The organism is Pseudomonas sp. B35(2017) (assembly GCF_002113645.1).
Classification (GTDB): domain Bacteria; phylum Pseudomonadota; class Gammaproteobacteria; order Pseudomonadales; family Pseudomonadaceae; genus Aquipseudomonas; species Aquipseudomonas ekonensis.
Map to the genome: position 1 here is coordinate 136,253 of NZ_NEIZ01000004.1, position 25,526 is coordinate 161,778.

22 protein-coding genes are annotated in these 25,526 nt (G+C 63.4%); 13 read left to right on the forward strand and 9 right to left on the reverse strand.

All coding sequences use genetic code 11. The features are described 5' to 3' along the window. The first annotated feature begins 90 nt into the window (after positions 1-90). A complete protein-coding gene (locus CAG41_RS09690) occupies positions 91-1,098 on the forward strand; it encodes a glutathione S-transferase family protein (RefSeq protein WP_085706936.1) in 1,008 nt (335 codons plus the stop codon). A gap of 103 nt (positions 1,099-1,201) precedes the next feature. On the opposite strand, the gene cysG is transcribed toward CAG41_RS09690, so the two are convergent. The 6 genes from cysG to CAG41_RS09720 form a co-directional block, all read right to left on the reverse strand. After that, positions 1,202-2,596, reverse strand: a complete 1,395-nt coding sequence (cysG, locus tag CAG41_RS09695) for a siroheme synthase CysG (protein ID WP_085579844.1) — start codon at positions 2,594-2,596, stop codon at positions 1,202-1,204. 1 nt (position 2,597) lies between these two features. Then, positions 2,598-3,878: a serine--tRNA ligase gene (serS, locus tag CAG41_RS09700; RefSeq protein ID WP_085579842.1), complete on the reverse strand. Its 1,281-nt coding sequence runs from the start codon at positions 3,876-3,878 to the stop codon at positions 2,598-2,600. A gap of 15 nt (positions 3,879-3,893) precedes the next feature. After that, the gene (crcB, locus tag CAG41_RS09705) at positions 3,894-4,268 is read right to left on the reverse strand and encodes a fluoride efflux transporter CrcB (protein ID WP_085579839.1); all 375 of its coding nucleotides are present in this window, start codon (positions 4,266-4,268) and stop codon (positions 3,894-3,896) included. Further along, complete coding sequence (locus CAG41_RS09710; protein WP_085579837.1) at positions 4,265-5,590, reverse strand: replication-associated recombination protein A; 1,326 nt, start codon at positions 5,588-5,590, stop codon at positions 4,265-4,267. The genes crcB and CAG41_RS09710 overlap by 4 nt, the downstream gene beginning before the upstream one ends. Before the next feature lie 61 nt (positions 5,591-5,651). Beyond that, positions 5,652-6,272 (reverse strand): outer membrane lipoprotein chaperone LolA, encoded by a 621-nt coding sequence (lolA, locus tag CAG41_RS09715; protein ID WP_085630532.1) that lies wholly within the window; start codon positions 6,270-6,272, stop codon positions 5,652-5,654. A gap of 79 nt (positions 6,273-6,351) precedes the next feature. After that, positions 6,352-8,763 carry a DNA translocase FtsK gene (locus CAG41_RS09720; RefSeq protein WP_085579833.1) on the reverse strand — a complete coding sequence of 804 codons (2,412 nt, stop codon included), beginning with the start codon at positions 8,761-8,763 and terminating at the stop codon, positions 6,352-6,354. 496 nt (positions 8,764-9,259) lie between these two features. Between CAG41_RS09720 and aat the strand changes: the two genes are divergently transcribed. The 3 genes from aat to infA all read left to right on the forward strand — a co-directional run bounded on the left by aat (position 9,260) and on the right by infA (position 11,037). Further along, positions 9,260-9,940, forward strand: coding sequence for a leucyl/phenylalanyl-tRNA--protein transferase (gene aat, locus CAG41_RS09725; RefSeq protein WP_085579831.1), 681 nt, complete (start codon positions 9,260-9,262; stop codon positions 9,938-9,940). A gap of 57 nt (positions 9,941-9,997) precedes the next feature. Continuing rightward, positions 9,998-10,705: an arginyltransferase gene (locus CAG41_RS09730; protein ID WP_085579829.1), complete on the forward strand. Its 708-nt coding sequence runs from the start codon at positions 9,998-10,000 to the stop codon at positions 10,703-10,705. A gap of 113 nt (positions 10,706-10,818) precedes the next feature. Beyond that, a complete protein-coding gene (gene infA, locus CAG41_RS09735; protein ID WP_002553999.1) occupies positions 10,819-11,037 on the forward strand; it encodes a translation initiation factor IF-1 in 219 nt (72 codons plus the stop codon). Between the two features lie 261 nt (positions 11,038-11,298). Here infA and clpA read toward each other — a convergent pair whose 3' ends face one another. Next, a complete protein-coding gene (gene clpA, locus CAG41_RS09740; RefSeq protein WP_085579827.1) occupies positions 11,299-13,569 on the reverse strand; it encodes an ATP-dependent Clp protease ATP-binding subunit ClpA in 2,271 nt (756 codons plus the stop codon). Positions 13,570-13,599: 30 nt separating this feature from the next. Continuing rightward, complete coding sequence (gene clpS, locus CAG41_RS09745) at positions 13,600-13,962, reverse strand: ATP-dependent Clp protease adapter ClpS (protein ID WP_015094394.1); 363 nt, start codon at positions 13,960-13,962, stop codon at positions 13,600-13,602. A 224-nt stretch (positions 13,963-14,186) separates the two neighbouring features. Here clpS and CAG41_RS09750 point away from each other — a divergent pair, with 224 nt between their 5' ends. Continuing rightward, positions 14,187-14,468: a cold shock domain-containing protein gene (locus tag CAG41_RS09750; protein ID WP_085579826.1), complete on the forward strand. Its 282-nt coding sequence runs from the start codon at positions 14,187-14,189 to the stop codon at positions 14,466-14,468. A gap of 80 nt (positions 14,469-14,548) precedes the next feature. On the opposite strand, the gene icd is transcribed toward CAG41_RS09750, so the two are convergent. Further along, the gene (gene icd, locus CAG41_RS09755) at positions 14,549-15,805 is read right to left on the reverse strand and encodes an NADP-dependent isocitrate dehydrogenase (protein ID WP_085579824.1); all 1,257 of its coding nucleotides are present in this window, start codon (positions 15,803-15,805) and stop codon (positions 14,549-14,551) included. Between the two features lie 483 nt (positions 15,806-16,288). Here icd and CAG41_RS09765 point away from each other — a divergent pair, with 483 nt between their 5' ends. From CAG41_RS09765 to CAG41_RS09800, 8 genes are all read left to right on the forward strand, one after another. Further along, positions 16,289-18,514 (forward strand): NADP-dependent isocitrate dehydrogenase, encoded by a 2,226-nt coding sequence (locus tag CAG41_RS09765; RefSeq protein ID WP_085579822.1) that lies wholly within the window; start codon positions 16,289-16,291, stop codon positions 18,512-18,514. Between the two features lie 199 nt (positions 18,515-18,713). Then, the gene (locus tag CAG41_RS09770) at positions 18,714-19,160 is read left to right on the forward strand and encodes an NUDIX hydrolase (RefSeq protein ID WP_085630536.1); all 447 of its coding nucleotides are present in this window, start codon (positions 18,714-18,716) and stop codon (positions 19,158-19,160) included. A 59-nt stretch (positions 19,161-19,219) separates the two neighbouring features. Beyond that, positions 19,220-20,344, forward strand: a complete 1,125-nt coding sequence (gene mnmA, locus CAG41_RS09775; protein ID WP_085630538.1) for a tRNA 2-thiouridine(34) synthase MnmA — start codon at positions 19,220-19,222, stop codon at positions 20,342-20,344. After that, on the forward strand, positions 20,341-20,964 hold the full coding sequence (gene hflD, locus CAG41_RS09780; RefSeq protein WP_085579815.1) for a high frequency lysogenization protein HflD: 624 nt from the start codon (positions 20,341-20,343) through the stop codon (positions 20,962-20,964). Before mnmA ends, hflD begins: the two co-directional genes overlap by 4 nt. A gap of 127 nt (positions 20,965-21,091) precedes the next feature. Continuing rightward, positions 21,092-22,462, forward strand: coding sequence for an adenylosuccinate lyase (gene purB / locus CAG41_RS09785; RefSeq protein ID WP_085706937.1), 1,371 nt, complete (start codon positions 21,092-21,094; stop codon positions 22,460-22,462). Between the two features lie 86 nt (positions 22,463-22,548). After that, a complete protein-coding gene (locus tag CAG41_RS09790) occupies positions 22,549-23,721 on the forward strand; it encodes a cupin domain-containing protein (protein ID WP_085579811.1) in 1,173 nt (390 codons plus the stop codon). Beyond that, positions 23,714-24,139 (forward strand): GNAT family N-acetyltransferase, encoded by a 426-nt coding sequence (locus CAG41_RS09795; RefSeq protein WP_085579809.1) that lies wholly within the window; start codon positions 23,714-23,716, stop codon positions 24,137-24,139. The genes CAG41_RS09790 and CAG41_RS09795 overlap by 8 nt, the downstream gene beginning before the upstream one ends. A gap of 196 nt (positions 24,140-24,335) precedes the next feature. Then, entirely contained in the window at positions 24,336-25,097 is a 762-nt protein-coding gene (locus tag CAG41_RS09800) for a secretin N-terminal domain-containing protein (RefSeq protein ID WP_085706938.1), read from the forward strand. Positions 25,098-25,526: the final 429 nt, after the last annotated feature.

Sequence of the window (25,526 nt, forward strand, 5' to 3'; positions counted from 1 at the left end):
CGATCATAGCTGCCCGATCTTTGCGCTTTTTGTTCGAACCCATCGGAATAGACTCCACTCCAACGATTATTGGTTTGCGGAGTCTTGAACATGGGTTTACTGGTCGATGGCCGCTGGCAGGACAAATGGTACGAAAGCGACAAGGACGGCGCCTTCCGGCGTGAACAGGCGCAACGCCGCCACTGGGTCACCCGCGACGGCCGCCCCGGCCCCAGCGGTGAAGGCGGCTTTGCCGCCGAGGCCGGGCGCTACCACCTCTATGTGTCGCTGGCCTGCCCGTGGGCCCACCGCACGCTGATCCTGCGCAAACTCAAGGGACTGGAAAGCCTGATCGACGTCTCGGTGGTCAGTTGGCTGATGCTGGAAAACGGCTGGACCTTCGACAAGGCGCTGGGCTCCACGGGCGACCGGCTCGACGGCTTCGACTTCATGCACCAGCGCTACACCGCAGACACCCCCGACTACACCGGCCGCGTCACCGTGCCGGTGCTGTGGGACAAACGGCTCAAGCGCATCGTCAGCAACGAATCGGCGGAGATCATCCGCATGTTCAACAGCGCGTTCGACGGCTTGACCGGCAACGGCCTGGACTTCTACCCGGCACCTTTGCGCAGTGAAATCGATGGGCTGAACGAGCGGATCTACCCGGCGGTCAACAACGGCGTGTACCGCGCCGGCTTCGCCACCTCGCAGCAGGCGTATGAAGCGGCGTTCGACGATGTGTTCGCCGAACTGGATCACCTGGAAAGGCTATTGGGCACCCACCGCTACCTGGCGGGAGAGTTCCTCACCGAAGCGGACATCCGTCTGTTCACCACCCTGATCCGCTTTGACGCGGTGTACCACGGGCACTTCAAGTGCAACCTGCGGCGGATCGCCGATTACCCGAACCTGTCGAACTGGCTGCGCGAGCTGTACCAGTGGCCGGGCATCGCCGACACGGTGGATTTCCAGCACATCAAGCACCACTACTACGGCAGCCACAAGACCATCAACCCGACCGGCGTCGTGCCCAAAGGTCCGGAGCAGGACTTCACCGCGGCCCATGACCGGGCGCGGCTGAGCGGGAAAGGGATCTGGAATCACATCAGCGTTTGAGGGCCCAAATCGCCAGCAGGCTGGCTCCTACAGGGGATCTGTGTCGTTCACGAATCCAATGTGGGAGCCAGCCTGCTGGTGATCGGCACAATGCGGTCTGTCGTCAGACTTGCCCCTGAGCCCCTTCGAACCACGCCAGTTTCTCGCGCAGTTGCACCACTTCGCCGACGATCACCAGGGTCGGCGCATGCACTTCATGCTCCGCCACCAACCCGGGCAGGTCGGCCAGGGTGCCGGTGAACACCCGCTGATTGACCGTGGTGCCCTGCTGGATCAGCGCCGCCGGGGTGTCCGCGCCGCGCCCGTGCTTGATCAACTGCTCGCAGATGACCGGCAGCCCCACCAGGCCCATGTAGAACACCAGCGTCTGCGCCGGCGCGACCAGGTCGGCCCAGGGCAGATCGGTGGAACCGTCCTTCAGGTGCCCGGTGACGAAACGCACCGACTGCGCGTAGTCGCGGTGGGTCAGCGGGATCCCGGCATAGGCCGCGCAACCGCTGGCCGCCGTGATGCCCGGCACGACCTGGAACGGGATGCCGTGGGCCGCCAGTTCTTCGATCTCTTCGCCGCCGCGGCCGAAGATGAACGGATCGCCGCCCTTGAGCCGTACCACGCGCTTGCCGGCCTTGGCCAGATCCACCAGTTGCCGGTTGATCTGATCCTGGGGCACCGCGTGGTCGGCGCGGCGCTTGCCGACGTAGACCCGCTCGGCGTCCCGGCGGCACAGCTCCAGAATCGCCGGCGCCACCAGACGGTCGTACAGCACCACGTCAGCCTGCTGCATCAGGCGCAAGGCGCGGAAGGTCAGCAGATCCGGATCGCCGGGCCCTGCGCCCACCAGATACACCTCGCCGGTGGCCACCGGTGCCTGGCCATCGATCTTGGCCTGCAGCAGACGTTCGGCCTCGGCGCCCTGCCCGGCCAGTTGCCGGTCGGCGATCGGCCCCTGGAACACGTCCTCCCAGAAGGCACGACGCTGCTGCACGTCGGGAAACAGGTTTTTGACCTGATGCCGGAAACGCGCGGCGAGACCGGCCAGATGGCCGTAGGTGGCAGGGATCCAGGTCTCGATCTTGGCGCGGATCAGCCGGGCCAGCACCGGCGCGTCGCCGCCGCTGGACACCGCGATGATCAGCGGCGAACGGTCGACGATGGCCGGGAAGATCACGCTGCACAGGGCCGGCGCATCCACCACGTTGACCGGCACGCACCGCCGATGGGCATCGGCGGAGACCTGCGCGTTCAGCGCTTCATCGTCGGTGGCGGCGATGATCAGCCCGCAGCCGTCCAGATCCGTGTCGAGATAACCGCGCAACAGGCACTCACCGCCGCTGGCGGTCACCAGATCACGCAGTTGGGCTTCGATTTCAGGTGCGACCACCCGCAGCAGCGCACCGGCGTCGGCCAGCAGGCGGGACTTGCGCAAGGCAATCTCCCCCCCGCCGACGACCAACACACGACTGCCGCGCAGGTTGTGAAACAGCGGCAGATAGTCCATGTCAGCCGATGACCTCAAGGCCACCCATGTACGGCTTCAGCACGTCCGGCACGCGGATCGAACCGTCGGCCTGCTGGTAGTTCTCCAGCACCGCCACCAGGGTGCGGCCGACCGCCAGGCCGGAACCGTTGAGGGTGTGCACCAGCTCAGGCTTGCCGGTTTCCGGGTTGCGGAAGCGCGCCTGCATGCGGCGGGCCTGGAAGTCGCCGCAGTTGGAGCACGACGAGATCTCGCGGTACTTGTCCTGGCTCGGGATCCACACTTCCAGGTCGTAGGTCTTGACCGCGCTGAAGCCCATGTCACCGGTGCACAGCGCCAGGGTGCGGTACGGCAGCTGCAGCAGCTGCAGCACCTTCTCGGCGTTGGCGGTCAGGCTCTCCAGGGCTTCCATGGATTTGGACGGCTCGACGATCTGCACCATCTCGACCTTGTCGAACTGATGCTGGCGGATCATGCCGCGGGTGTCGCGGCCCGACGCGCCGGCTTCGCTGCGGAAGCACGGGGTGTGGGCGACGAACTTGATCGGCAGCTGCTTGGCGTCGACGATTTCGCCGGCCACGATGTTGGTCAGCGACACTTCGGCGGTCGGGATCAGGTACAGGTCGGCCTCACCGTCGCGGCCGATCTTGAACAGGTCTTCCTCGAACTTCGGCAACTGGCCGGTGCCTTGCAGCGCCGGCGCCTGCACCAGGTACGGGGTGTAGGCCTCTTCGTAGCCGTGCTCGGTGACGTGCAGGTTGATCATGAACTGCGCCAGGGCGCGGTGCAGACGGGCGATCGGGCCGCGCAGCAGGGCAAAACGCGCGCCGGACAGCTTGGCGGCGGTCTCGAAATCCAGCCAGCCGAACTTCTCGCCCAGAGCGACGTGGTCCTGCACCGGGAAGTCGAAGGCGGTCGGCGTGCCCCAGCGGCGCACTTCCACGTTGCCGTCTTCGTCTTCGCCGACCGGCACCGATTCGTGCGGCAGGTTGGGGATGCCCAACAGGATCGCGTCCAGCTCGGTCTGAATCTTGTCGAGCGCAGCCTTGCCTTCGTTCAGTTGGCTGCCCATGTTCTCGACATTGGCCATCAGCGGGGCGATGTCTTCGCCGCGTTGCTTGGCCTGACCGATGCTCTTGGAGATCGCGTTGCGTTCAGCCTGAAGCTTTTCGGTTTCGGTCTGGACTTCCTTGCGCTGCTCTTCCAGCGCTTCGATGCGCGCGACGTCCAGGGCAAAGCCACGGGAAGCCAGGCGGTCCGCTACGTCCTGAAGGTTGCTACGTAACAGTTTGGAATCGAGCATGTCGGTCTCTCGTTGTCAAAGTTTGGTCAGGGACAGGCCGGCCCAGGTGGCGAGCAGCCCGCCGAATACGCTGAGCGCCGCATAGCCCAAGGCCAGCGGCACCTGCCCGCTTTCCAGCAGGCGCACCGTATCCAGTGAAAAGGATGAAAAGGTCGTCAGCCCTCCGAGGAAGCCGACGATCAACCCGGCACGCACCTCGAAAGGCACCTCCGGGCGTATCAAAAACAGGCCGTACAGCACGCCGATCAAAAGACAGCCCACGATATTAACGGCCAGCGTCGCGGTATAGAAGTGCCGCGGCCAGTTGGCGTTGACCCAATTGCCGGCGGCAAAGCGCAGCAGCGTGCCGGTGACGCCGCCGATGGAGACTGCAACGATCGCTGGAATCACGGTTTTCTCCGCTGGCGGGGGCTCAACCGGTCGAGTTGGGCAAGGTGCTTGAGCTTTTCGCCGATCTTCAGCTCCAGGCCACGGGGCACCGGCTGGTACAACGGAATCGGCTCGAGCGCTTCCGGGAAATAGTCTTCGCCGGCGGCATAGGCGTCCGGCTCGTCGTGGGCGTAGCGGTATTCGTCGCCGTAGCCCAACTGCTTCATCAGCTTGGTCGGGGCGTTGCGCAGGTGCAGCGGCACTTCCAGCGAACCGTGCTCGGCGGCGGCGCGCATCGCGGCCTTGAAGCCCATGTACACCGCGTTGCTTTTCGGCGCGCAGGCCAGGTAGGTGATGGCCTGGGCCACCGCCAGTTCGCCCTCGGGGCTGCCGAGGCGCTCCTGCACGTCCCACGCCGCCAGGCACAGGCTGAGGGCCCGAGGGTCGGCGTTGCCGATGTCCTCGCTGGCCATGCGCACCACACGCCGGGCCAGGTACAGCGGATCGCAACCGCCGTCGATCATCCGCGCGAACCAGTACAGCGCACCGTCCGGGTTGGAGCCGCGCACCGACTTGTGCAGCGCGGAGATCTGGTCGTAGAACGCTTCGCCGCCCTTGTCGAAACGCCGGCGGGTGTCGCCGAGCAGGCTCTGCAGCAGGTCGGTGCCGATCTCGCTGTCGTCGTCGGCCAGGTCCGAGGCGTTCTCCAGCAGGTTGAGCAGGCGCCGGCCGTCGCCGTCCGCAGCCGACAGCAGCATCTGGAAACCTTCGTCGCTGAGGGTGAGGTGGCGTTTGCCCAGGCCCCGCTCTTCGGTCAGCGCCCGGTGCACCAGCTTGCGCAGCGCAGCTTCGTCCAGGCTCTTGAGCACATACACACGGGCCCGCGACAGCAGCGCGTTGTTCAGTTCAAATGACGGGTTTTCGGTGGTGGCGCCGATGAAGATCAGCGTGCCGTCCTCGACGTACGGCAGGAACGCGTCCTGCTGGGACTTGTTGAAGCGGTGCACCTCGTCGACGAACAGGATCGTGCGCCGGCCGTACTGCGCGGCCTGCTGCTTGGCGATCTCCACCGCCTGACGGATCTCCTTGACCCCGGCCAGCACCGCCGACACCGTTTCGAAGTGCGCATCCGACACTTCCGCCAGCAGCCGCGCCAGGGTGGTCTTGCCCACGCCCGGCGGGCCCCAGAAGATCATCGAATGCAGCGCGCCCTGCTCCAGCGCCTCGCGCAGCGGCTTGCCGCGGGCGAGCACGTGCTCCTGGCCGACGTATTCGTCCAGGTTGGTGGCGCGCAACCGGGCCGCCAAAGGCTGGGCCAGGGGCTCTCTGCGAAACAGATCCATCACGTACCGTTGAAACCTCTAGGCGTTGATCCTGCGGGCTCTCGCCCACAGGGTTCAGGGGTTATTCCTGGATCACGTCGGCACCCTTGGGGATGTCGAACTTGAACTTGGACGCCGGAATCGCTTCGTTGGCCTTCACCCCGGTGAACAGGATGTTGGTGCGCTGGCCGACGCTGTCGATCAGTTGCATGTCATTGACCAGGCCGTTGCGGAACGACAGGCGCAGGCTGTCGAACAGGGTGTCCTTGGTCTTCGGCTTGAGGGTGAAGTCGATCACGCCGCCGGCTTCCTTGGCGGTGATGTCGAAGCTCTGGCTGATCTTCGACACATCGCCCGACAGCAACAGGGCCGGGGTCTGGGTCAGGCGCTCGTCCAGCTTCTTGATCGTTGCCTGCTCAAGGTCCGGGTCCCACAGGGTGACCTTCTTGCCGTCGGAGACCATGGTCTGCTCGGCCGGCGCGTCGGTGTGCCAGTAGAACAGGCCCGGGCGCTGCAGCGACATCTCGCCGGCGGTTTCCTGCAATTGGGTGCCGCTGCCGTCGAGGGTCAGCTGGGAAAAGCGTGCGGTGAGGGTCTTGGATGTTTCCAGCAGTTGGGTCAGGCGCGCCACGTCCTTTTCGTCGGCGTGGGCCGAAAGCGTGGTCAGGGCCAGTACCGGCAGCAGCATGCGGATCAGACGCATGGGAGTCCTCTTGAATACTCGTGGGAGAGCGGACGGCGCCTCATTGCGCCGTCCCGGCTGTTGAATCCGGGGGTTTGACTCAGTCGCGCACCGGCCCCGGGGCCAGCACCTCACGCGAACCGTTGGTGTTCATCGCCGTGACGACCCCGGCCATTTCCATGGCTTCGATCATCCGGGCGGCGCGGTTGTAGCCGATCTTCAGCTTGCGCTGCACCGCAGAGATGGAAGCCCGGCGGCTTTCGAGCACGAACTGCACGGCTTCGTCGTACAGCGCGTCGGCTTCCGGATCGTCGCCTTCGCCACCGCCGCTGCTGCCTTCGAAACCGCTGCCCGCCTCTTCGACACCGTTGAGGATGTCGTCGTTGTATTCCGGCGCGCCGCGCAGTTTCCACGCCTCCACCACCCGGTGCACTTCGTCGTCGGAGACGAACGCGCCGTGCACCCGGATCGGCAGGCTGGTGCCCGGCGGCATGTAAAGCATGTCACCGTGGCCGAGCAACTGTTCGGCGCCGCCCTGGTCGATGATGGTGCGCGAGTCGATCTTGCTCGACACCTGGAACGCCATCCGCGTCGGGATGTTGGCCTTGATCAGGCCGGTGATCACGTCCACCGACGGCCGCTGGGTCGCGAGGATCAAGTGGATGCCGGCGGCCCGCGCCTTCTGGGCGATGCGGGCGATCAGCTCTTCCACCTTCTTGCCGACGATCATCATCATGTCGGCGAACTCGTCCACGACCACGACGATGGTCGGCAGCTTCTGCAGCAGCGGCGCCTCGTCGTGGATGCTTTCGCGCTTGTACAAAGGATCGCTCAACGGCTCGCCGGCGTCCTGGGCTTCCTTGACCTTGGCGTTGAAGCCGGCCAGGTTGCGCACGCCCATCTTCGCCATCAGCTTGTAGCGCCGCTCCATCTCGGCGACGCTCCAGCGCAGGGCGTTGGCCGCGTCCTTCATGTCGGTGACCACCGGGCACAGCAGGTGCGGAATGCCTTCGTAGATCGACAGTTCGAGCATCTTCGGGTCGATCATGATCAGCTTGGCGTCTTCGGGGCCCGACTTGAACAGGATCGACAGGATCATCGCGTTCACGCCCACCGACTTACCGGAACCGGTCGTACCGGCCACCAGCAGGTGCGGCATCTTGGCGAGGTCGGTGATGACCGGCTTGCCGCCGATGTCGTGGCCGAGGGCCAGGGTGACCGGCGACTTGAAGTTGTCGTACTCAGGCGTCGACAGCACCTCGGAGAACCGCACGATCTGCCGGTCTTCGTTGGGGATCTCGATGCCGACGGTGGTCTTGCCCGGAATCACCTCGACCACCCGCACGCTGGTCACGGCCAGGGAACGCGCCAGGTCTTTGGCCAGGTTGGCGATGCGGCTGACCTTCACGCCGGCGGCCGGCTGGATTTCGTAGCGGGTGATGACCGGGCCCGGATGGATCGAGTCCACCGTGACCTCGACGCCGAATTCCTTGAGCTTGATCTCCAGCAGGTGACCGATCGCCGCCAGGGACTCGGGGGAATGGTTGAGCTGTTTCTTTTCCGCCACATCGAGGATCGAGATCGGCGGCAAGGTGCCTTCCACGGCGCTGTCGACGAACAGCGGCACCTGCTTTTCCTTCTGCACGCGCTTGCTCGGCTCCGGCGCCTTGACCGGGGCCGGCATGATGACCGGCGGCACCTGTTTCTCCCGCTCGGACATGTGCTTGCTCAGGGCCTGTTCGCGTTCGATCAGGCGTTCCTTGACCTTGGCCTGCTCGCGCTTGTCCGGCACCGCCGGGGCGACGACCTCGTCCACACGGTCATCGACTTCGCGCAGCTGGGCAACCAGTTGCCGGCGCTCGGTGCGCGCCGCCCACCAGCGGTTGAGCGCGCCCTGGAACAGTTCGAACAGGTCGAGGGTGATCTTGCCGGTGACGTCCATCACCTTGAACCACGACAGGTCGGTGAATACCGTCAGGCCGAACAGGAACAAGGCGATGAACAGCAAGGTGCTGCCCTGGATGTTCAGAGCGTTCCTGGCCAGGTCGCCGAGGCTTTCGCCCAGCGCCCCGCCGGCGCCGGCCGGCAGGCTGGAGGCCGCGGCATGAAAATGGATGTGGGCCAGCGCGGCGCCCGACAGCACCAGGAACACCAGGCCGATCAGGCGCCAGGAGAACAGCCAGCCGCTCCACTGCCAGGGCTCGTGGCGCTGACGGAAGATCTGGTAGGCCTTGATCGCCAGCAGCAGCGGGAAGATGTACGCGAAGTAACCCAGCACCATGAACAGGATGTCGGCGCTGTAGGAGCCGGCCGGACCGCCGAAGTTCTGCACGTCGTCGATCTTGCTGTTGTGGCTCCAACCCGGATCGTCCTTGCCGTAGGTCAGCAAGGCCATCATCAGGAACAGGCACAAGGCACCGATGGCGATCAGCGCACCTTCCTTGAGCCGGTAGTGCAACTGCTGACGCCAGAGCGGAACGACTGCTTTTGGTGCTTCCGTGGATTTCTTCAAAACGCTTCTTTTCCTGCGCCTGAGGCGCGTCCATCTATTGAATTGACGATAAAGAACTGCCCGATCCCAGGCAGGCAAAATATTGACGGGCACAACCGAAACCCGTTTTAACACTGCATCGGTGCCTTAATAAACTCGGCACACGGAGAATATTCTGCAACAGCCCGGCATTGTACGGGTTTGCACGCGTGTTGCCATGCCCGCGCCCGTGCAACAAGCATAGCCAAGCGCACGGATCCTGCGGCTCAATTTGAGCATGCATTACCTTTTGTGACAAAGGCTTATGAGGTGTATTTGATGAACGTCACGAAGCGCCCGGCGCCGATCGCCGCACAATGCCCGACGCCTGCCGCGCCACCCGTCTGCGCGACGCCCGATTACGACCGCGCCCGCCCGGCCAAGTTGCAGCCGCGCAGGATCGGGAGGACATTCCCGTCATTTAGCGGCACACTCTAGCGCAGCCACCGCCCTCCCCTCTTCCGCAAGCCCGAATGCCATGCTGACCTGGTTACAACGCAACACCCTGACATTTCCGCCCCTGGAAAAGGCCATGCGCGATCCCAACGGATTGCTGGCGGCCGGCGGCGACCTGTCCGCCGACCGGCTCATCCAGGCCTACCGCCACGGCTGCTTTCCGTGGTTCTCCGAAGGCCAGCCGATCCTCTGGTGGTCGCCTGATCCGCGCACGGTGCTGTTTCCCGACGAACTGCACGTCTCCCGCAGCCTGGCCAAGCTGATGCGCAAACAGCGCTACCGGGTGACGTTCGACCAGGATTTCGCGGCGGTGATCAGCGCCTGCGCCGCGCCGAGGGACTATGCCGACGGCACCTGGATCACTCAAGCGATGCAGGACGCTTACCTCGAACTGCACCGGCGCGGCTTTGCCCATTCGGTGGAAGTCTGGGACGGGGGCGAACTGGTCGGCGGCCTGTACGGCCTGGCCATGGGCCAACTGTTTTTCGGCGAATCGATGTTCAGCCGCGCCGACAATGCCTCCAAGTACGGTTTTGCCACGCTGGTGCAGCACCTGAAGGACGCGGGGTTCGTCCTGATCGACTGCCAGATGCCCACCGACCATCTGCACAGCCTCGGCGCCCGGGCGATCTCGCGCCGCACCTTCGCCGACTACCTGGCGCGGCACCTGGATCGGCCGAACCAGGCCACCTGGGTTTGCTGAGCGACTTTTGCGCACCTGGCTTACACTTAATTCACAAGCTTACCCCGAGGGTTGATCATGACCGAGTTGGCGCGTTTGAAGTTCTATGCCACTCAGCCTCATTCCTGCAGCTACCTGCCGCAGGAGCAGGCCACGACCCTGTTTCTCGACCCCAGTCAGCCCATGGATGTGCATGTCTACGCAGACCTGTCGGAAATGGGTTTTCGTCGCAGCGGCGACCATCTGTACCGTCCGCACTGCCAGAACTGCAATGCCTGCGTGCCGGCGCGCATCCCGGCGCTGCAGTTCAGCCCCAACCGCCAGCAGAAGCGCATTTTCAAGCGCAATGCCGACCTGCAGGTGCGACCGGTGAAGCCGGGCTTCAGCGAAGAGTATTTCGACCTGTACCAGCGCTACATCGAGCAACGGCACGCCGACGGCGACATGTACCCGCCCAGCCGTGACCAGTTCGCCACGTTCCTGGTGCGCGACCTGCCCTTCTCGCGCTTCTACGAGTTCCGGCTCGACGGACGGTTGCTGGCCGTGGCCGTCACCGACCTGCTGCCCAACGGGCTGTCGGCGGTCTACACCTTCTATGAGCCGGAGGAAGAACGCCGCAGCCTGGGGCGCTACGCCATCCTTTGGCAGATCGCCGAAACCCGGCGCCTCGGGCTGGACGCGGTCTATCTGGGCTACTGGATCAAAAACTGCAAAAAGATGAACTACAAGACCCAGTACCGCCCCATCGAACTGTTGATCAATCAGCGCTGGGTCATCCTCAACTGAACGCAAACCCTTAAACCCCTTGGCGTAAACACCACTTTTCGGGCACAATGCACGCCGCTTTTGCCTGGCGCAGTTGCACCGGGCCATTCACTGGACACCGAGGGCTTTACTGCATGTCGAAAGAAGACAGCTTCGAAATGGAAGGCACTGTCGTCGACACCCTGCCAAACACCATGTTTCGCGTGGAATTGGAAAATGGGCACGTCGTTACCGCGCATATCTCCGGCAAGATGCGCAAGAACTACATTCGTATTCTTACCGGTGACAAAGTGCGCGTCGAGCTGACGCCCTATGACTTGAGCAAAGGGCGCATCACTTACCGCGCTCGCTAAGCAAGTCAATACAAGACGCCCGGCCCTGCCGGGCGTTTTTGTTTGCGCGGGATTTGACCTGCGGCGCCCGGACTGACGCCATCGCCAGCAGGCTGGCTCCCACAGGTTAATGCACCACGCAGGTCCAATGTGGGAGCGAACCTGCTCACGATAGCGTCCGCGCGGTCGGCCATGATGTCGACCGGCACAGGGACGACCAAGAATACCCGGACAGCAAAAAGGCGCCATAAGGCGCCTTTTTGCTGTGTCGCGGTTTTGGCCTCAGGCCATTTCCGCCGTGGTTTCGAACTCGAAGGTCAGCTCGCCATCCTTGATGTCGATGTGCACCACACCGCCATGCTCGGCCAGTTCGCCAAACAGGATTTCCTCCGCCAGCGGACGCTTGATCTTGTCCTGGATCAGGCGCGCCATCGGACGGGCACCCATCGCCGAGTCGTAGCCGCCGGCCGCGAGCCAGCTGCGGGCCGCGTCGGTGACTTCCAGCAGCACCCGCTTGTCTTCCAGCTGCGCCTGGAGCTCGGTGAGGAACTTGTCCACCACGCTCTTGATGACTTCGTGGCTGAGGCGACCGAACTGGATGATGGTGTCCAGGCGGTTGCGGAACTCCGGCGTGAAGCTCTTCTTGATCACTTCCATCGCATCGGATGAGTGGTCCTGATGGGTGAAACCGATCGAAGCGCGCGCCGCGGTCTCGGCACCGGCGTTGGTGGTCATGATGATGATCACATTGCGGAAATCCGCCTTGCGCCCGTTGTTGTCGGTCAGCGTCCCGTGGTCCATCACCTGCAGCAGCAGGTTGAAGACTTCCGGATGCGCCTTCTCGATTTCGTCGAGCAGCAGCACGCAATGCGGTTGCTTGGTGATCGCCTCGGTCAGCAGGCCGCCCTGGTCGAAGCCGACATAACCCGGAGGCGCACCGATCAGACGCGAAACGGTGTGGCGTTCCATGTACTCGGACATGTCGAAGCGAACCAGCTCGATGCCCAGCGCCTTGGCCAACTGCCGAGCGGCTTCGGTCTTGCCGACGCCGGTGGGACCTGCGAACAGGAACGAACCCACCGGTTTGTCAGGCGACTTCAGCCCGGCACGGGACAGCTTGATCGCAGTCGACAGGGAGTCGATCGCCGCGTCCTGGCCGAACACCGTCAGTTTCAGGTCGCGTTCGAGGTTGCGCAGCAGTTCCTTGTCGGAGCTGGTGACGTGTTTCGGCGGAATCCGCGCGATCTTCGCCACGATGTCCTCGACCTGGGCCACGTCGATGCGCTTCACGCGCTTGTCCGCCGGCTGCAGGCGCTGGTAGGCGCCCGCCTCGTCGATGACGTCGATAGCCTTGTCCGGCATATGCCGGTCATTGATGTAGCGCGAGGCCAGTTCGGCGGCGGCGCGCAGGGACTCGTCGCTGTACTCGATGTTGTGGTGCAGCTCGAAGCGCCCTTTCAGGCCCCGCAGGATGCCGATGGTATCCTCCACCGACGGTTCGACGACATCGACCTTCTGGAAACGCCGCGCCAGGGCCCGGTCCTTCTCGAAGATGCCGCGAAATTCCTGGAACGTGGTCGAGCCGATGCAACGGATGTCACCGGACGACAGCAGCGGCTTGAGCAGGTTGGAGGCGTCCATGACGCCGCCGGACGCCGCGCCGGCACCGATGATGGTGTGGATCTCGTCGATGAACAGGATCGCCTGCGGACGTTTCTTCAGCTCGTTGAGCAGCGCCTTGAAGCGCTTCTCGAAATCGCCGCGGTACTTGGTGCCGGCCAGCAAGGCACCGAGGTCGAGGGAATAGACGACGCTGTTGATCAAGAGATCCGGCACCAGGCCGTCGACGATGCGCTTGGCCAGGCCTTCGGCGATCGCGGTCTTGCCCACGCCCGCCTCGCCCACCAGCAGCGGGTTGTTCTTGCGCCGGCGCGCGAGGATCTGCGCGACGCGCTCGACTTCCGTCTCGCGGCCGACCAGCGGGTCGATCCGGCCCTGACGCGCCAGTTCGTTGAGGTTGCTGGCATACGCGTCCAAAGGATTGCCTGAAGAAGAAGACTCACCGCCCTCGTCGTCCTGCATATCTTGCTCACCCTCAGAATGTTCGCCATGCCCAGGCACCTTGGAAATGCCATGGGCGATATAGTTGACGACATCGATGCGTGCGACGCTCTGCTGCTTCAGCAGGAAAACCGCCTGACTCTCTTGCTCACTGAAGATCGCGACCAGCACGTTGGCGCCGGTCACTTCGCGTTTGCCCGAGCTCTGAACATGAAAGACAGCACGTTGCAGCACACGCTGGAAGCCCAGGGTCGGCTGGGTTTCGCGGTCCTCGTCATGGACGGGGATCAGCGGCGTGGTGGAGTCGATGAACTCCTGCAGGTCGTGCTTGAGTTTGTCGAGGTTTGCGCCGCAGGCACGCAAAACGGTGGCGGCAGCCTCGTTATCCAATAAGGCCAGCAGCAGGTGTTCGACGGTCATGAACTCATGACGCTTCGAACGGGCCTCCTTGAAGGCAAGATTGAGGGTGACTTCGAGCTCGCGGTTTAACATAGCTTCACCTCATACCCAAGTGGTCGGCGATTAACCGTCCTTCTCGATTTCACAGAGTAGCGGATGCTGGCTTTCCCTGGCGTACTGGTTGACCTGCATGGCCTTTGTCTCGGCGATGTCGCGGGTAAACACTCCACATACTGCCCGCCCTTCTGTATGGACGGCCAGCATGACCTTGGTCGCCAGCTCGCGATTCAGGTTAAAAAACACCTCGAGCACTTCGACGACGAAATCCATCGGTGTGTAGTCATCATTGAACAAAACCACCTTGTACATCGGCGGCGCCTGCAATGCAGGCTTTGCTTCCTGAACAGCAATGCCCGCTGAATCGTCGTCGTGTAAATCAGGGCGATCCTGATTGAATGTTAGTCGAATCTGGCTGATTGCATGCATGGAAAGAAAGGTTCGTCAGTTGTGCAAATACAGTGGTGGGGGCGGCTGCACGCGTTTTCAACTCCGATTGCCCGGTCACCTTGACTATCGGGAAAACGGTGTTACAACCAATAGAACCCACGGTGGGTAAAAAAGATCCGCGGAGTCCTGTTCGCAAACGAATTCGACTGCGGATGAATCGGATGATACTCCAGCGTTGGAGTCTGTTGCAGAGGGATTTGAGCATGGCTGTCGGCAAGGTGAAATGGTTCAACAATGCCAAGGGATTCGGCTTCATCAACACCGACGCCCGCGAAGGCCGGGACGAGGACGGCAAGGAAATCGACTTTTTTGCCCACTACTCCGCCATCGAGATGGATGGCTACAAGACCCTCAAGGCCGGGCAGCTCGTCAACTTCGAGATCGTACAAGGGCCAAAAGGCCTGCATGCCGTCAAGATCACGACTACCGACGCCACCAAAGAACGCACAGCGGCCGCCGGCCAGGCGCAGACGGTCGCCCACTGATCCGAGCGCACCTGCCGCCCTAAACGAAACCGCCCGGTTCGAATCATCGAACCGGGCGGTTTGCATTGCGGCGGATTCGCTTACATGTGCGAGATCAGCGCCTCGCCGAAGCCCGAAGACGACACCAGCTTCGCGCCTTCCATCAGGCGTTCGAAGTCGTAGGTCACGGTCTTGGCCTTGATCGCGCCGTTGGTGCCCTTGATGATCAGGTCGGCTGCCTCGGTCCAGCCCAGGTGGCGCAGCATCATCTCGGCCGAGAGGATCACCGAGCCCGGGTTGACCTGATCCTTGCCGGCGTACTTGGGCGCCGTGCCGTGGGTGGCCTCGAACATGGCCACGGTGTCGGACAGGTTGGCGCCCGGCGCAATGCCGATGCCGCCCACTTCCGCCGCCAGGGCATCGGAGAGGTAGTCACCGTTGAGGTTCAGCGTGGCGATCACGTCGTACTCGGCCGGACGCAGCAGGATCTGCTGGAGCATGGCGTCGGCGATGGCGTCCTTGACGATGACTTCGCGGCCGGTCTTAGGGTTCTTGAACTTCATCCACGGGCCGCCGTCCAGCAGCTCGGCGCCGAACTCTTCCTTCGCCACCTCATAGCCCCAGTCCTTGAAGGCACCTTCGGTGAATTTCATGATGTTGCCCTTGTGCACGATGGTCAGCGACTTGCGGTCGTTGTCCACCACGTACTGCAGGGCCTTGCGCACCAGGCGCTTGGTGCCTTCCTTGGAGACGGGCTTGATGCCGATGCCGCAATCCTGGTCGAAGCGGATCTTGGTGACGCCCATTTCCTCTTTCAGGAACTTGATGACCTTGGTGGCCTCCGGGGAACCGGCCTTCCACTCGATGCCGGCGTAGATGTCCTCGGAGTTCTCGCGGAAGATGACCATGTCGACGTCGCCTGGCTTTTTCACCGGGCTCGGCACGCCGTCGAACCACACCACCGGCCGCAGGCAGACATACAGGTCGAGCTGCTGGCGCAGGGCGACGTTGAGGGAGCGGATACCGCCGCCGACCGGGGTGGTCAGCGGGCCCTTGATGGAGACGACGTAATCCTTCACGGCGTCCAGGGTTTCCTGAGGCAGCCAGGTGTCCTGGTCATAGACCTGGGTCGCTTTTTCGCCGGCGTAGACCTCCATCCAGGAAATCTTGCGCTTGCCTCCGTAGGCCTTGGCCACGGCAGCATCCACCACTTTGATCATCACCGGACTGACGTCGACGCCAATGCCGTCGCCTTCGATGAAGGGAATGATCGGGTTATCAGGGACATTGAGAGAATGGTCTGCATTGACGGTGATTTTGTCGCCGACGGCCGGAACCTGAATCTTCTTGTAACCCATGCTGAACTCCACTCATTGGATTGAACATCTGGCTTCGTCCGAGCGTAACCCACTTGAATCAACACGCAAACCCTCTGTTCCGGGCACGGGCCCATCCCGCTTCCTACAAGCCTGAAAGCAAAGGGAAAAGCGCCAATCTCAAGCATTGCCGGCAACTTGCCGCCCGCCGCTGCCCTGCGACCTTTAGACCAATGGACGAGAATCGTTGCATATGAACCATCGGCAGATTGCCAGCTACCTATGTATAATGCCGCCCGCTGACCACAGGGTCACGACGGCTGGCCTCTCTACGACGAGACTTTCCGCCTGATTTGGCCGGGCTGATACCGCAGCCTGACCGCATGACGCTCTACTGATGCACCCAACATCACCGCGAAGAAACCTCGACACTCGGTTCATGGATGACTTTGAACGAACGCGCTTACCCGGCGCCCCTCGAGTTTCTGCGCACGCTTTAGCAAAGAAGAGAGAGTTAATCCGAATATGCCCACCCGCTCGAAGATCATCTATACCTTCACCGACGAAGCTCCAGCCCTCGCCACCTACTCCCTGCTGCCGATCATCGAGGCCTACACCGCTTCGGCCGATATCGCCGTGGAAACCCGCGATATCTCTCTTGCAGCACGCATCCTGGCCAGCTTCCCCGAGCAACTGGGCGACAAAGCCGTAGCCGACCACCTTGCCGAACTGGGCGAACTGGCGGTCACGCCTGAAGCCAACATCATCAAGCTGCCGAACATCAGCGCTTCGGTACCGCAACTGCAGGCCGCCATCAAAGAGCTGCAGGCCCAGGGCTACAACCTGCCGGACTACTCGGAAACCCCGGCCACCGACGCCGAAAAAGACGCCAAGGCCCGTTACGACAAGGTCAAGGGCAGCGCCGTGAACCCGGTTCTGCGTGAAGGCAACTCCGACCGCCGCGCTCCGCTGTCGGTCAAGAACTACGCGCGCAAGCACCCGCACAAGATGGGCGCCTGGGCCAAGGACTCCAAGTCCCACGTCGCCCACATGAGCGCCGGTGACTTCTACGGCAGCGAGAAGGCTGCCCTGATCGAAGCCGCCGACGCGGTGAAGATCGAACTGATCGCCAAGGACGGCACCGCCACCGTCCTGAAAGAAAAAACCAGCGTTCAGGCCGGCGAGATCCTCGATTGCGCCGTGATGAGCAAAAACGCTCTGCGCGCCTTCATCGCCGCCGAAATCGAAAGCGCCAAGGCCCAAGGCGTACTGCTGTCGGTTCACCTGAAAGCCACCATGATGAAGGTCTCCGACCCGATCATGTTCGGCCAGATCGTTGCCGAGTTCTACAAAGATGCCCTGGCCAAGCACGCCGACGTGCTGGCGCAGATCGGCTTCAACCTGAACAACGGCATCGGCGACCTGTACGCCCGCATCAAGACCCTGCCGGCCGAGCAGCAAGCCGCCATCGAAGCCGACATCCAGGCGGTCTACGCCGTTCGTCCAGCGTTGGCGATGGTCAACTCCGACAAGGGCATCACCAACCTGCACGTGCCGAGCGACGTGATCGTCGACGCCTCGATGCCGGCCATGATCCGTGACTCCGGCAAGATGTGGGGCACCGACGGCCAACTGCACGACACCAAGGCCGTGATCCCGGACCGCTGCTACGCGACCATCTACCAGGCCGTGATCGAAGACTGCAAAGCCAACGGCGCCTTCGATCCGACCACCATGGGCAGCGTGCCGAACGTCGGCCTGATGGCCAAGAAGGCCGAAGAGTACGGCTCCCACGACAAGACCTTCCAGATCAAGGCCGACGGCGTCGTCCGCGTGACCGACAGCAAGGGCACCCTGCTGATGGAACAGGCTGTCGAAGCCGGCGACATCTTCCGCATGTGCCAGACCAAGGACGCGCCGATCCAGGATTGGGTCAAGCTGGCCGTCAACCGTGCCCGCGCAAGCAGCACCCCGGCCATTTTCTGGCTGGACCCGATGCGCGCCCACGACGGCGTGGTGATCGAGAAGGTCCAGGCCTACCTGAAAGACCACGACACCGCCGGCCTGGACATCCAGATCATGGCCCCGGTCGAGGCGATGAAGGCCACCCTGCAGCGCACCCGCGAAGGCAAGGACACCATTTCGGTGACCGGCAACGTACTGCGTGACTACCTGACCGACCTGTTCCCGATCATGGAACTGGGCACCAGCGCCAAGATGCTGTCGATCGTGCCGCTGATGAACGGCGGTGGCCTGTTCGAGACCGGCGCCGGCGGTTCGGCTCCGAAGCACGTGCAGCAACTGGTCGAAGAGAACTTCCTGCGCTGGGACTCGCTGGGTGAATTCCTGGCCCTGGCCGCGTCCCTGGAACACCTGGGCGTGAACTACGGCAACCCGAAAGCGCTGGTGCTGGCCAAGACCCTGGACCAGGCCACCGGCCAGTTCCTGGACAACAACAAGTCGCCATCGCGCAAGGTCGGCAACATCGACAACCGCGGCAGCCACTTCTACCTGGCGCTGTACTGGGCCCAGGCCCTGGCCGCCCAGACCGAAGACGCCGCGCTGCAAGCGCAGTTCGCGCCGCTGGCCAAGACCCTGACCGAGAACGAAGCGACCATCGTCGCCGAACTCAACGCCGTTCAGGGCAAGCCAGTGGACATCGGCGGCTACTACCACGCCGACGCCGAGCTGATCAGCAAGGCCATGCGCCCGAGCGCCACGCTCAACGCGGCCATCGCGGCGCTGGTGTAAGGCAGTAAAGGCAACATCACAAACCCCGGCCAAGTGCCGGGGTTTGCGTTTCTGAAGACGACACAAACCCTTGTGGGAGCTGGCTTGCCAGCGATGACGGCCGATCAGCCAACAATCATGGTGACTGGCCCACCGCTATCGCTGGCAAGCCAGCTCCCACAGGGATAGTGTTTCAAGTTTTGGGAATTGAGGAAGGTTCATGGACTGGCAACCCCACATCACCGTCGCCACCATCGTCGAGGACAACGGCCGCTTCCTGATGGTCGAAGAGCACAAGGCCGGCCGCAACGTGCTCAACCAGCCCGCCGGCCATCTGGATCCGGACGAGACCCTGATCGAGGCCGCCGTGCGCGAAACCCTTGAGGAAACCGGCTGGGACGTCGAGCCCACCGGCGTCATCGGCATTTATCTGTACACCGCCCCCAGCAACGGCGTGACCTACCAGCGCGTGTGCTTCAGCGCCAAGGCCGTCAAGCACCACCCGGATTATCAACTGGACGACGGCATCGTCGGCGCCAAGTGGCTGACCCGCGACGAATTATTGGAGCAGCGCGATCACTGGCGCAGCGAACTGATCATCCGCTGCATCGACGATTACCTGGCCGGCAATCGCTTCGGCCTCGAACTGATCCGCCCTTCCCTTTAGCCTTGAGGCCGTGAGCCTGTTAGAATCGCGTCCTTTTTCAAGACACTCATTGAATCCCTATGCGTGATCCAGCCCCTTCTGACACATCCAAGAAGCGCGTCATTGTCGGCATGTCCGGCGGCGTGGACTCTTCCGTTTCCGCTCTCCTGCTGATCGAGCAGGGCTTTGAGGTGGAAGGCCTGTTCATGAAGAACTGGGAAGAAGACGACGGAACCGAGTACTGCACCGCCATGGACGACCTGGCGGACGCCCAGGCCGTGTGCGACAAGATCGGCATCAAGCTGCACACCGCCAACTTCGCCGCCGAGTACTGGGACAACGTGTTCGAGCACTTCCTGGCCGAATACAAGGCCGGCCGCACGCCGAACCCGGACATCCTGTGCAACCGCGAAATCAAGTTCAAGGCGTTCCTGGACTACGCCATGAGCCTGGGCGCCGACCTGATCGCCACCGGTCACTACGTGCGCCGCCGCGACATCGACGGCCGCACCGAACTGCTCAAGGGCCTGGATCCGAACAAGGACCAAAGCTACTTCCTGCACGCCGTCGGCGGCGAACAGATCGCCAAGACCCTGTTCCCGGTCGGCGAACTGGAAAAGCCCGAAGTTCGCGCCATCGCAGAGAAGTACGAACTGGCCACCGCCAAGAAGAAGGACTCCACCGGAATTTGCTTCATCGGCGAGCGCCGCTTCAGCGACTTCCTCAAGCAGTACCTGCCGGCGCAGCCCGGCGAGATCAAGACCACCGAAGGCGAGGTCATCGGCCGTCACCACGGTCTGATGTACCACACCATCGGCCAGCGCCAGGGCCTGGGCATCGGCGGCCTGAAGGACGCCGGCGACGAGCCGTGGTACGTGCTGCGCAAGGACCTGGAGCACAACGAACTGATCGTCGGCCAGGGCAACAACCATCCGTGGCTGTTCTCCGGCGCCCTGCTCGCTTCCGAGATCTACTGGGTCAACCCTATCGACCTGAGCCAGCCGCGCCGCCTGACCGCCAAGGTGCGCTACCGCCAGAACGACCAGGCCTGCACCCTCGAGCAGACCGCCACCGGCTACCGCGCCGTGTTCGACGAGCCGCAGCGCGCCGTCACGCCGGGCCAGTCGGTGGTGTTCTACGACGGCGAGGTCTGCCTCGGCGGCGGCGTGATCGAAGTCGCCGAGCCGTGGAGCGGCCAGGCATGAGCCCGATCCAGGAACAACTGACGGCGTTGGGCGGCGTGTTTCTCGCCGCCGTGCTGGTCGACCGGATCGCCAAGACCGGCCAGACCAACGAGGCCGGCCTGACCTGCATGCTCGGCAGCCTGCTGGTGCGCGACCCCAAGGACACGCTGGACGTCTACGGCGGCGACGACATCAACCTGCGCGACGGCTACCGCGCGCTGGTCGGCGCCCTCGAACGCGACCCGAGCACCCTGCAGCGCGAGCCGTTGCGCTACGCCCTGTCGATGCTGGGCCTGGAGCGGCAACTGGCCAAGCGCGACGACATGCTCGACACCATCGGCAAGCGTCTGCCGCAGATCCAGTCCCAGGTCGAGCATTTCGGCCCGGCCCACGAAAACGTGATCGCCGCGTGCGGCGCGCTGTACCAGGACACCCTGAGCACCCTGCGCCAGCGGATCCAGGTGCACGGCGACATGCGCAACCTGCAGCAGCCGAGCAACGCCTCGAAGATCCGCGCCCTGCTGCTGGCCGGCATCCGCTCGGCGCGCCTTTGGCGCCAGCTCGGCGGCCACCGCTGGCAACTGGTGATCAGCCGCCGCAAGCTGCTCAAAGAGCTGTACACGCTGATGCGCAGCGAGTGAACCGACCCGCGACAATTGCTTTGTAGTCTGTAACGCGTAATACGCCGGTCAGTTGGTGACGGATCGGCGGACTTTTTCATGTATGATACGCGCCCCATTTCGTTGCCCGACTGTCCGAGAACACCCCATGCAGCTCTCTTCGCTCACTGCGGTTTCCCCTGTAGACGGCCGCTACGCCGGCAAAACCCAGGCCCTGCGCCCTATTTTCAGCGAGTACGGCCTGATCCGTGCCCGCGTCCTGGTCGAAGTGCGCTGGCTCCAGCGCCTGGCCGCCCACGCCGGCATCCCGGAAGTGCCGGCCTTCTCCGCCGAGGCCAACGCCGTTCTGAACGAACTGGCCGAAAACTTCTCGCTGGAGCACGCCGAGCGCGTCAAAGAGATCGAACGCACCACCAACCACGACGTCAAGGCGATCGAATACCTGCTCAAGGAGCAGGCGGCCAAGCTGCCGGAGCTGGCCAAGGTCAGCGAATTCATCCACTTCGCCTGCACCAGCGAAGACATCAACAACCTGTCCCACGCCCTGATGCTGCGCGAAGGCCGTGACGACGTGATGCTGCCGCTGATGCGCCAGACCGCCAACGCCATCCGCGAACTGGCCCAGCGCTTCGCCGACGTGCCGATGCTGTCGCGCACCCACGGCCAGCCGGCCTCGCCGACCACCCTGGGCAAAGAGCTGGCGAACGTGGTCTACCGCCTGGAGCGCCAGATCGCTCAGGTGGCCGCCGTTCCGCTGCTGGGCAAGATCAACGGCGCCGTGGGCAACTACAACGCCCACCTGTCGGCCTACCCGCAGATCGACTGGGAAGCCAACGCCCGTGCCTTCATCGAAGACGAGCTGGGCCTGGCCTTCAACCCGTACACCACGCAGATCGAGCCGCACGACTACATCGCCGAGCTGTTCGACGCCATTGCGCGCTTCAACACCATCCTGATCGACTTCGACCGTGACATCTGGGGCTACATCTCCCTGGGTTACTTCAAGCAGCGCACCATCGCCGGCGAAATCGGTTCGTCGACCATGCCGCACAAGGTCAACCCGATCGACTTCGAAAACTCCGAAGGCAACCTGGGCATCGCCAACGCGCTGTTCCAGCACCTGGCGAGCAAACTGCCGATCTCCCGCTGGCAGCGTGACCTGACCGACTCCACCGTGCTGCGCAACCTCGGCGTGGGCTTCGCCCACAGCGTGATCGCGTACGAAGCGAGCCTCAAAGGCATCAGCAAGCTGGAACTGAACGCGCAGAAGATCGCCGAAGACCTGGACGCCTGCTGGGAAGTGCTGGCCGAACCGGTCCAGACCGTGATGCGCCGCTACAACATCGAGAACCCGTACGAAAAACTGAAGGAACTGACCCGCGGCAAGGGCATCAGCCCTGAAGCGCTGCAGACCTTCATCGACGGTCTCGACATGCCGGCCGAAGCAAAGGCCGAGCTCAAGCGCCTGACGCCGGCCAGCTACATCGGCAACGCCGTGGCGCAAGCCAAGCGCATCTGATCGACCGTTTGAACCGTTTGAGACGCCCGGCCGCGCCGGGCGTTTTTATTCCCGTCTGAAAAGTGCTTTTTTTCAATAGGTTACATATGAATCCAGATACTCCTCTTCAACTTCTGGGCGGCCTCACGGCGCGCGAGTTCATGCGCGACTACTGGCAGAAAAAACCGCTGCTGATCCGTCAGGCGATGCCTGACTTCGAAAGCCCGATCGACCCTGACGAGCTGGCCGGCCTGGCCCTCGAAGAAGAAGTCGAATCGCGCCTGGTCATCGAACACGGCGAGCGTCCGTGGGAGCTGCGTCGCGGCCCGTTCGCCGAGGACGAGTTCACCAAGCTGCCTGAGCGCGAGTGGACCTTGCTGGTGCAGGCGGTCGACCAGTTCGTGCCGGAAGTCAGCGAACTGCTGGAGAACTTCCGCTTCCTGCCGAGCTGGCGCGTCGACGACGTGATGATCAGCTTCGCGGCCCCCGGCGGCAGCGTCGGCCCGCACTTCGACAACTACGACGTGTTCCTGCTGCAGGGCCACGGCAAGCGCAACTGGAAGATCGGCCAGATGTGCGACTCCGAGAGCCCGCTGCTGCAGCATGCGGATCTGCGCATCCTCGCCGAATTCGAACAGACCGACGAGTGGGTGCTGGAACCGGGCGACATGCTCTACCTGCCGCCGCGCCTGGCCCACTGCGGCGTCGCCGTGGACGACTGCATGACCTACTCGGTCGGCTTCCGCGCGCCGAGCGCCGCCGAAGTGCTGACCCACTTCACCGACTTCCTGAGCCAGTTCCTGCCGGACGAAGAGCGCTACACCGACGCCGACGCCAAGCCGGTCAGCGATCCGCACCAGATCCAGCACGACGCGCTCGACCGCCTCAAGTCCCTGCTGGCCGAGCACATGGGCGATGAACGCCTGCTGCTGACCTGGTTCGGCCAGTACATGACCGAGCCGCGCTACCCGGAACTGGTGGTGGGCCTTGAAGAAGTCGCGGAAGACGACTTCCTCGGCGCCCTGGAAGACGGCGCGGTGCTGATCCGCAACCCGAGCGCCCGCCTGGCCTGGTCCGAAGTCGACGACGACCTGCTGCTGTTCGCCAGCGGCCAGAGCCGTTACCTGCCGGGCAAGCTGCGCGAGCTGCTGAAGATGATCTGCGCCGCCGACGCGCTGCACATCGACAACCTCGGCGAGTGGATGGACGACGAGGACGGCCGCGGCCTGCTGTACGAACTGGTCAAGCAAGGCAGCCTGGGGTTCGCCGACGATGAATAAGATTCGCGTGCATGTCGCAGACTGGCAAAAGGACAACGCCGAGATCCGGCGCATCCGCGAAACCGTGTTCATCGCTGAGCAATCGGTGCCGCCGGAGCTGGAATGGGACGCCGATGACGCCACCGCCGTGCATTTCCTGGCGTTCGAAGGCGACTTCCCCATCGGCACCGCCCGCCTTTTGCCCGACGGGCACATCGGCCGGGTGTCGGTGCTCAAGGACTGGCGCGGCCTGAAGGTCGGCGATGCGCTGATGCAGGCGGTGATCGCCGAAGCCGAAGCGCGTGGGCTCAAGCAGCAGATGCTCAGCGCCCAGGTGCAGGCGACGCCGTTCTACGAGCGTCTGGGGTTCAACCTGGTCAGCGAGGAGTTCCTCGAGGCCGGGATTCCCCATGTCGACATGGTCCGCCATTCGGCTTGAGCCCATCACCACCAGGCCAGCTTTCGCAGAGCAAACCTTGCGGGAGCCAGCCTGCTGGCGACAAGGCCGGCAAGAACACCCAAAACGCCCCGCCATCTGCCGATGCCGGGGCGTTTTGCCGCCCGGGATTCAACTTGCCCCACCCCGGGCCGACAAAGTGGCAATATCAAGCCTTTCGAAAGCGGAGATAACGGACATGTCCCTACGCACCCTGCTCGCCACCCTGCTGCTCGGCTGCAGCCTGTCGGCGATGGCAGCCACAGAAATCGTGCCCCTCAAGTACCGCACCAGCGCCGACATGCTGCCCATGGCGCAGGACTTGATGGGCAAGGACGGCCAGGTCAGCGCCTACGGCAACCAACTGATCGTCAAGGCCGAACCCGGCAAGATCCAGGAACTCAAGGATCTGCTGACGCAACTCGACACCGCGCCCAAGCGCCTGCTGATCACCGTCGACACCAACGAGAACAACGGCCGCGGCGACGAAGGCTACTCGGTCAACGGCGCCCAACCGAACCAGACCCGCATCATCAGCCGCAGCACCGCCAGCCGCGACGGCGGCGTCCAGCAGGTGCAGGCCAGCGAAGGCATGCCGGCGCTGATCCAGGTCGGCCAGAGCGTGCCGATCACCAGCAGCCAGAGCGACTCCTGGGGCGGCTACAGCAGCCAGACCCAATACCGTAACGTCACTCAGGGTTTCTACGTCACCGCCAGCGTCACCGGCGACATCGTTCATCTGGCCATCAGTACCAACCGTGACCGTATGAGCCAGGAACGTCCCGATGTAGTGAACGTGCAAAGCACCGACACAACCGTCACCGGACGCCTCGGGGAGTGGATCACCCTGGCGGGCGTGAATCGCCAGACCCAGGCCGACAAACAGGGCCTGACCCGCAGCTACTCGACTCAGGGCCGGAATGACATGACCTTGCGGGTGAAAGTCGACAGCCTGGACTGAAGCCCCGAAAACTGACCGCACAGTCGTATTAGACGAAAGATGTAGTGCTTGAAAAAAAGCACTACAAAACGTTTGACGGGCCAAAAAAGCGAAGGCATGATGGCCTCGCTCCCGCTAATCAGAGGCCCTGGCAAGGGCCTTCGAAGCGATGTTCGCACCTACCCCGCGAACCGTTTCGTGTCTGTACCGCCCACAAGGTGTGTTTGACGAGGTTGCGACTGGAACGAAGTTGTCCCGAGGGACGGAAGCGTTTTTAGGTAACCCGGCATCACGCTGCAGCCCGCAGAAAAGGCCCACGACGCCCCGACTGCGCCCGCCAGTTCGCCTTTACCTGCTCACTTTCCCCTCGAGCCCGTCGTTCATCCCGTCGCCATCCCGCCGAACCCGACTTGACCACCCGGATCTCTGGTCAGCGAGCGCAGGAATTTT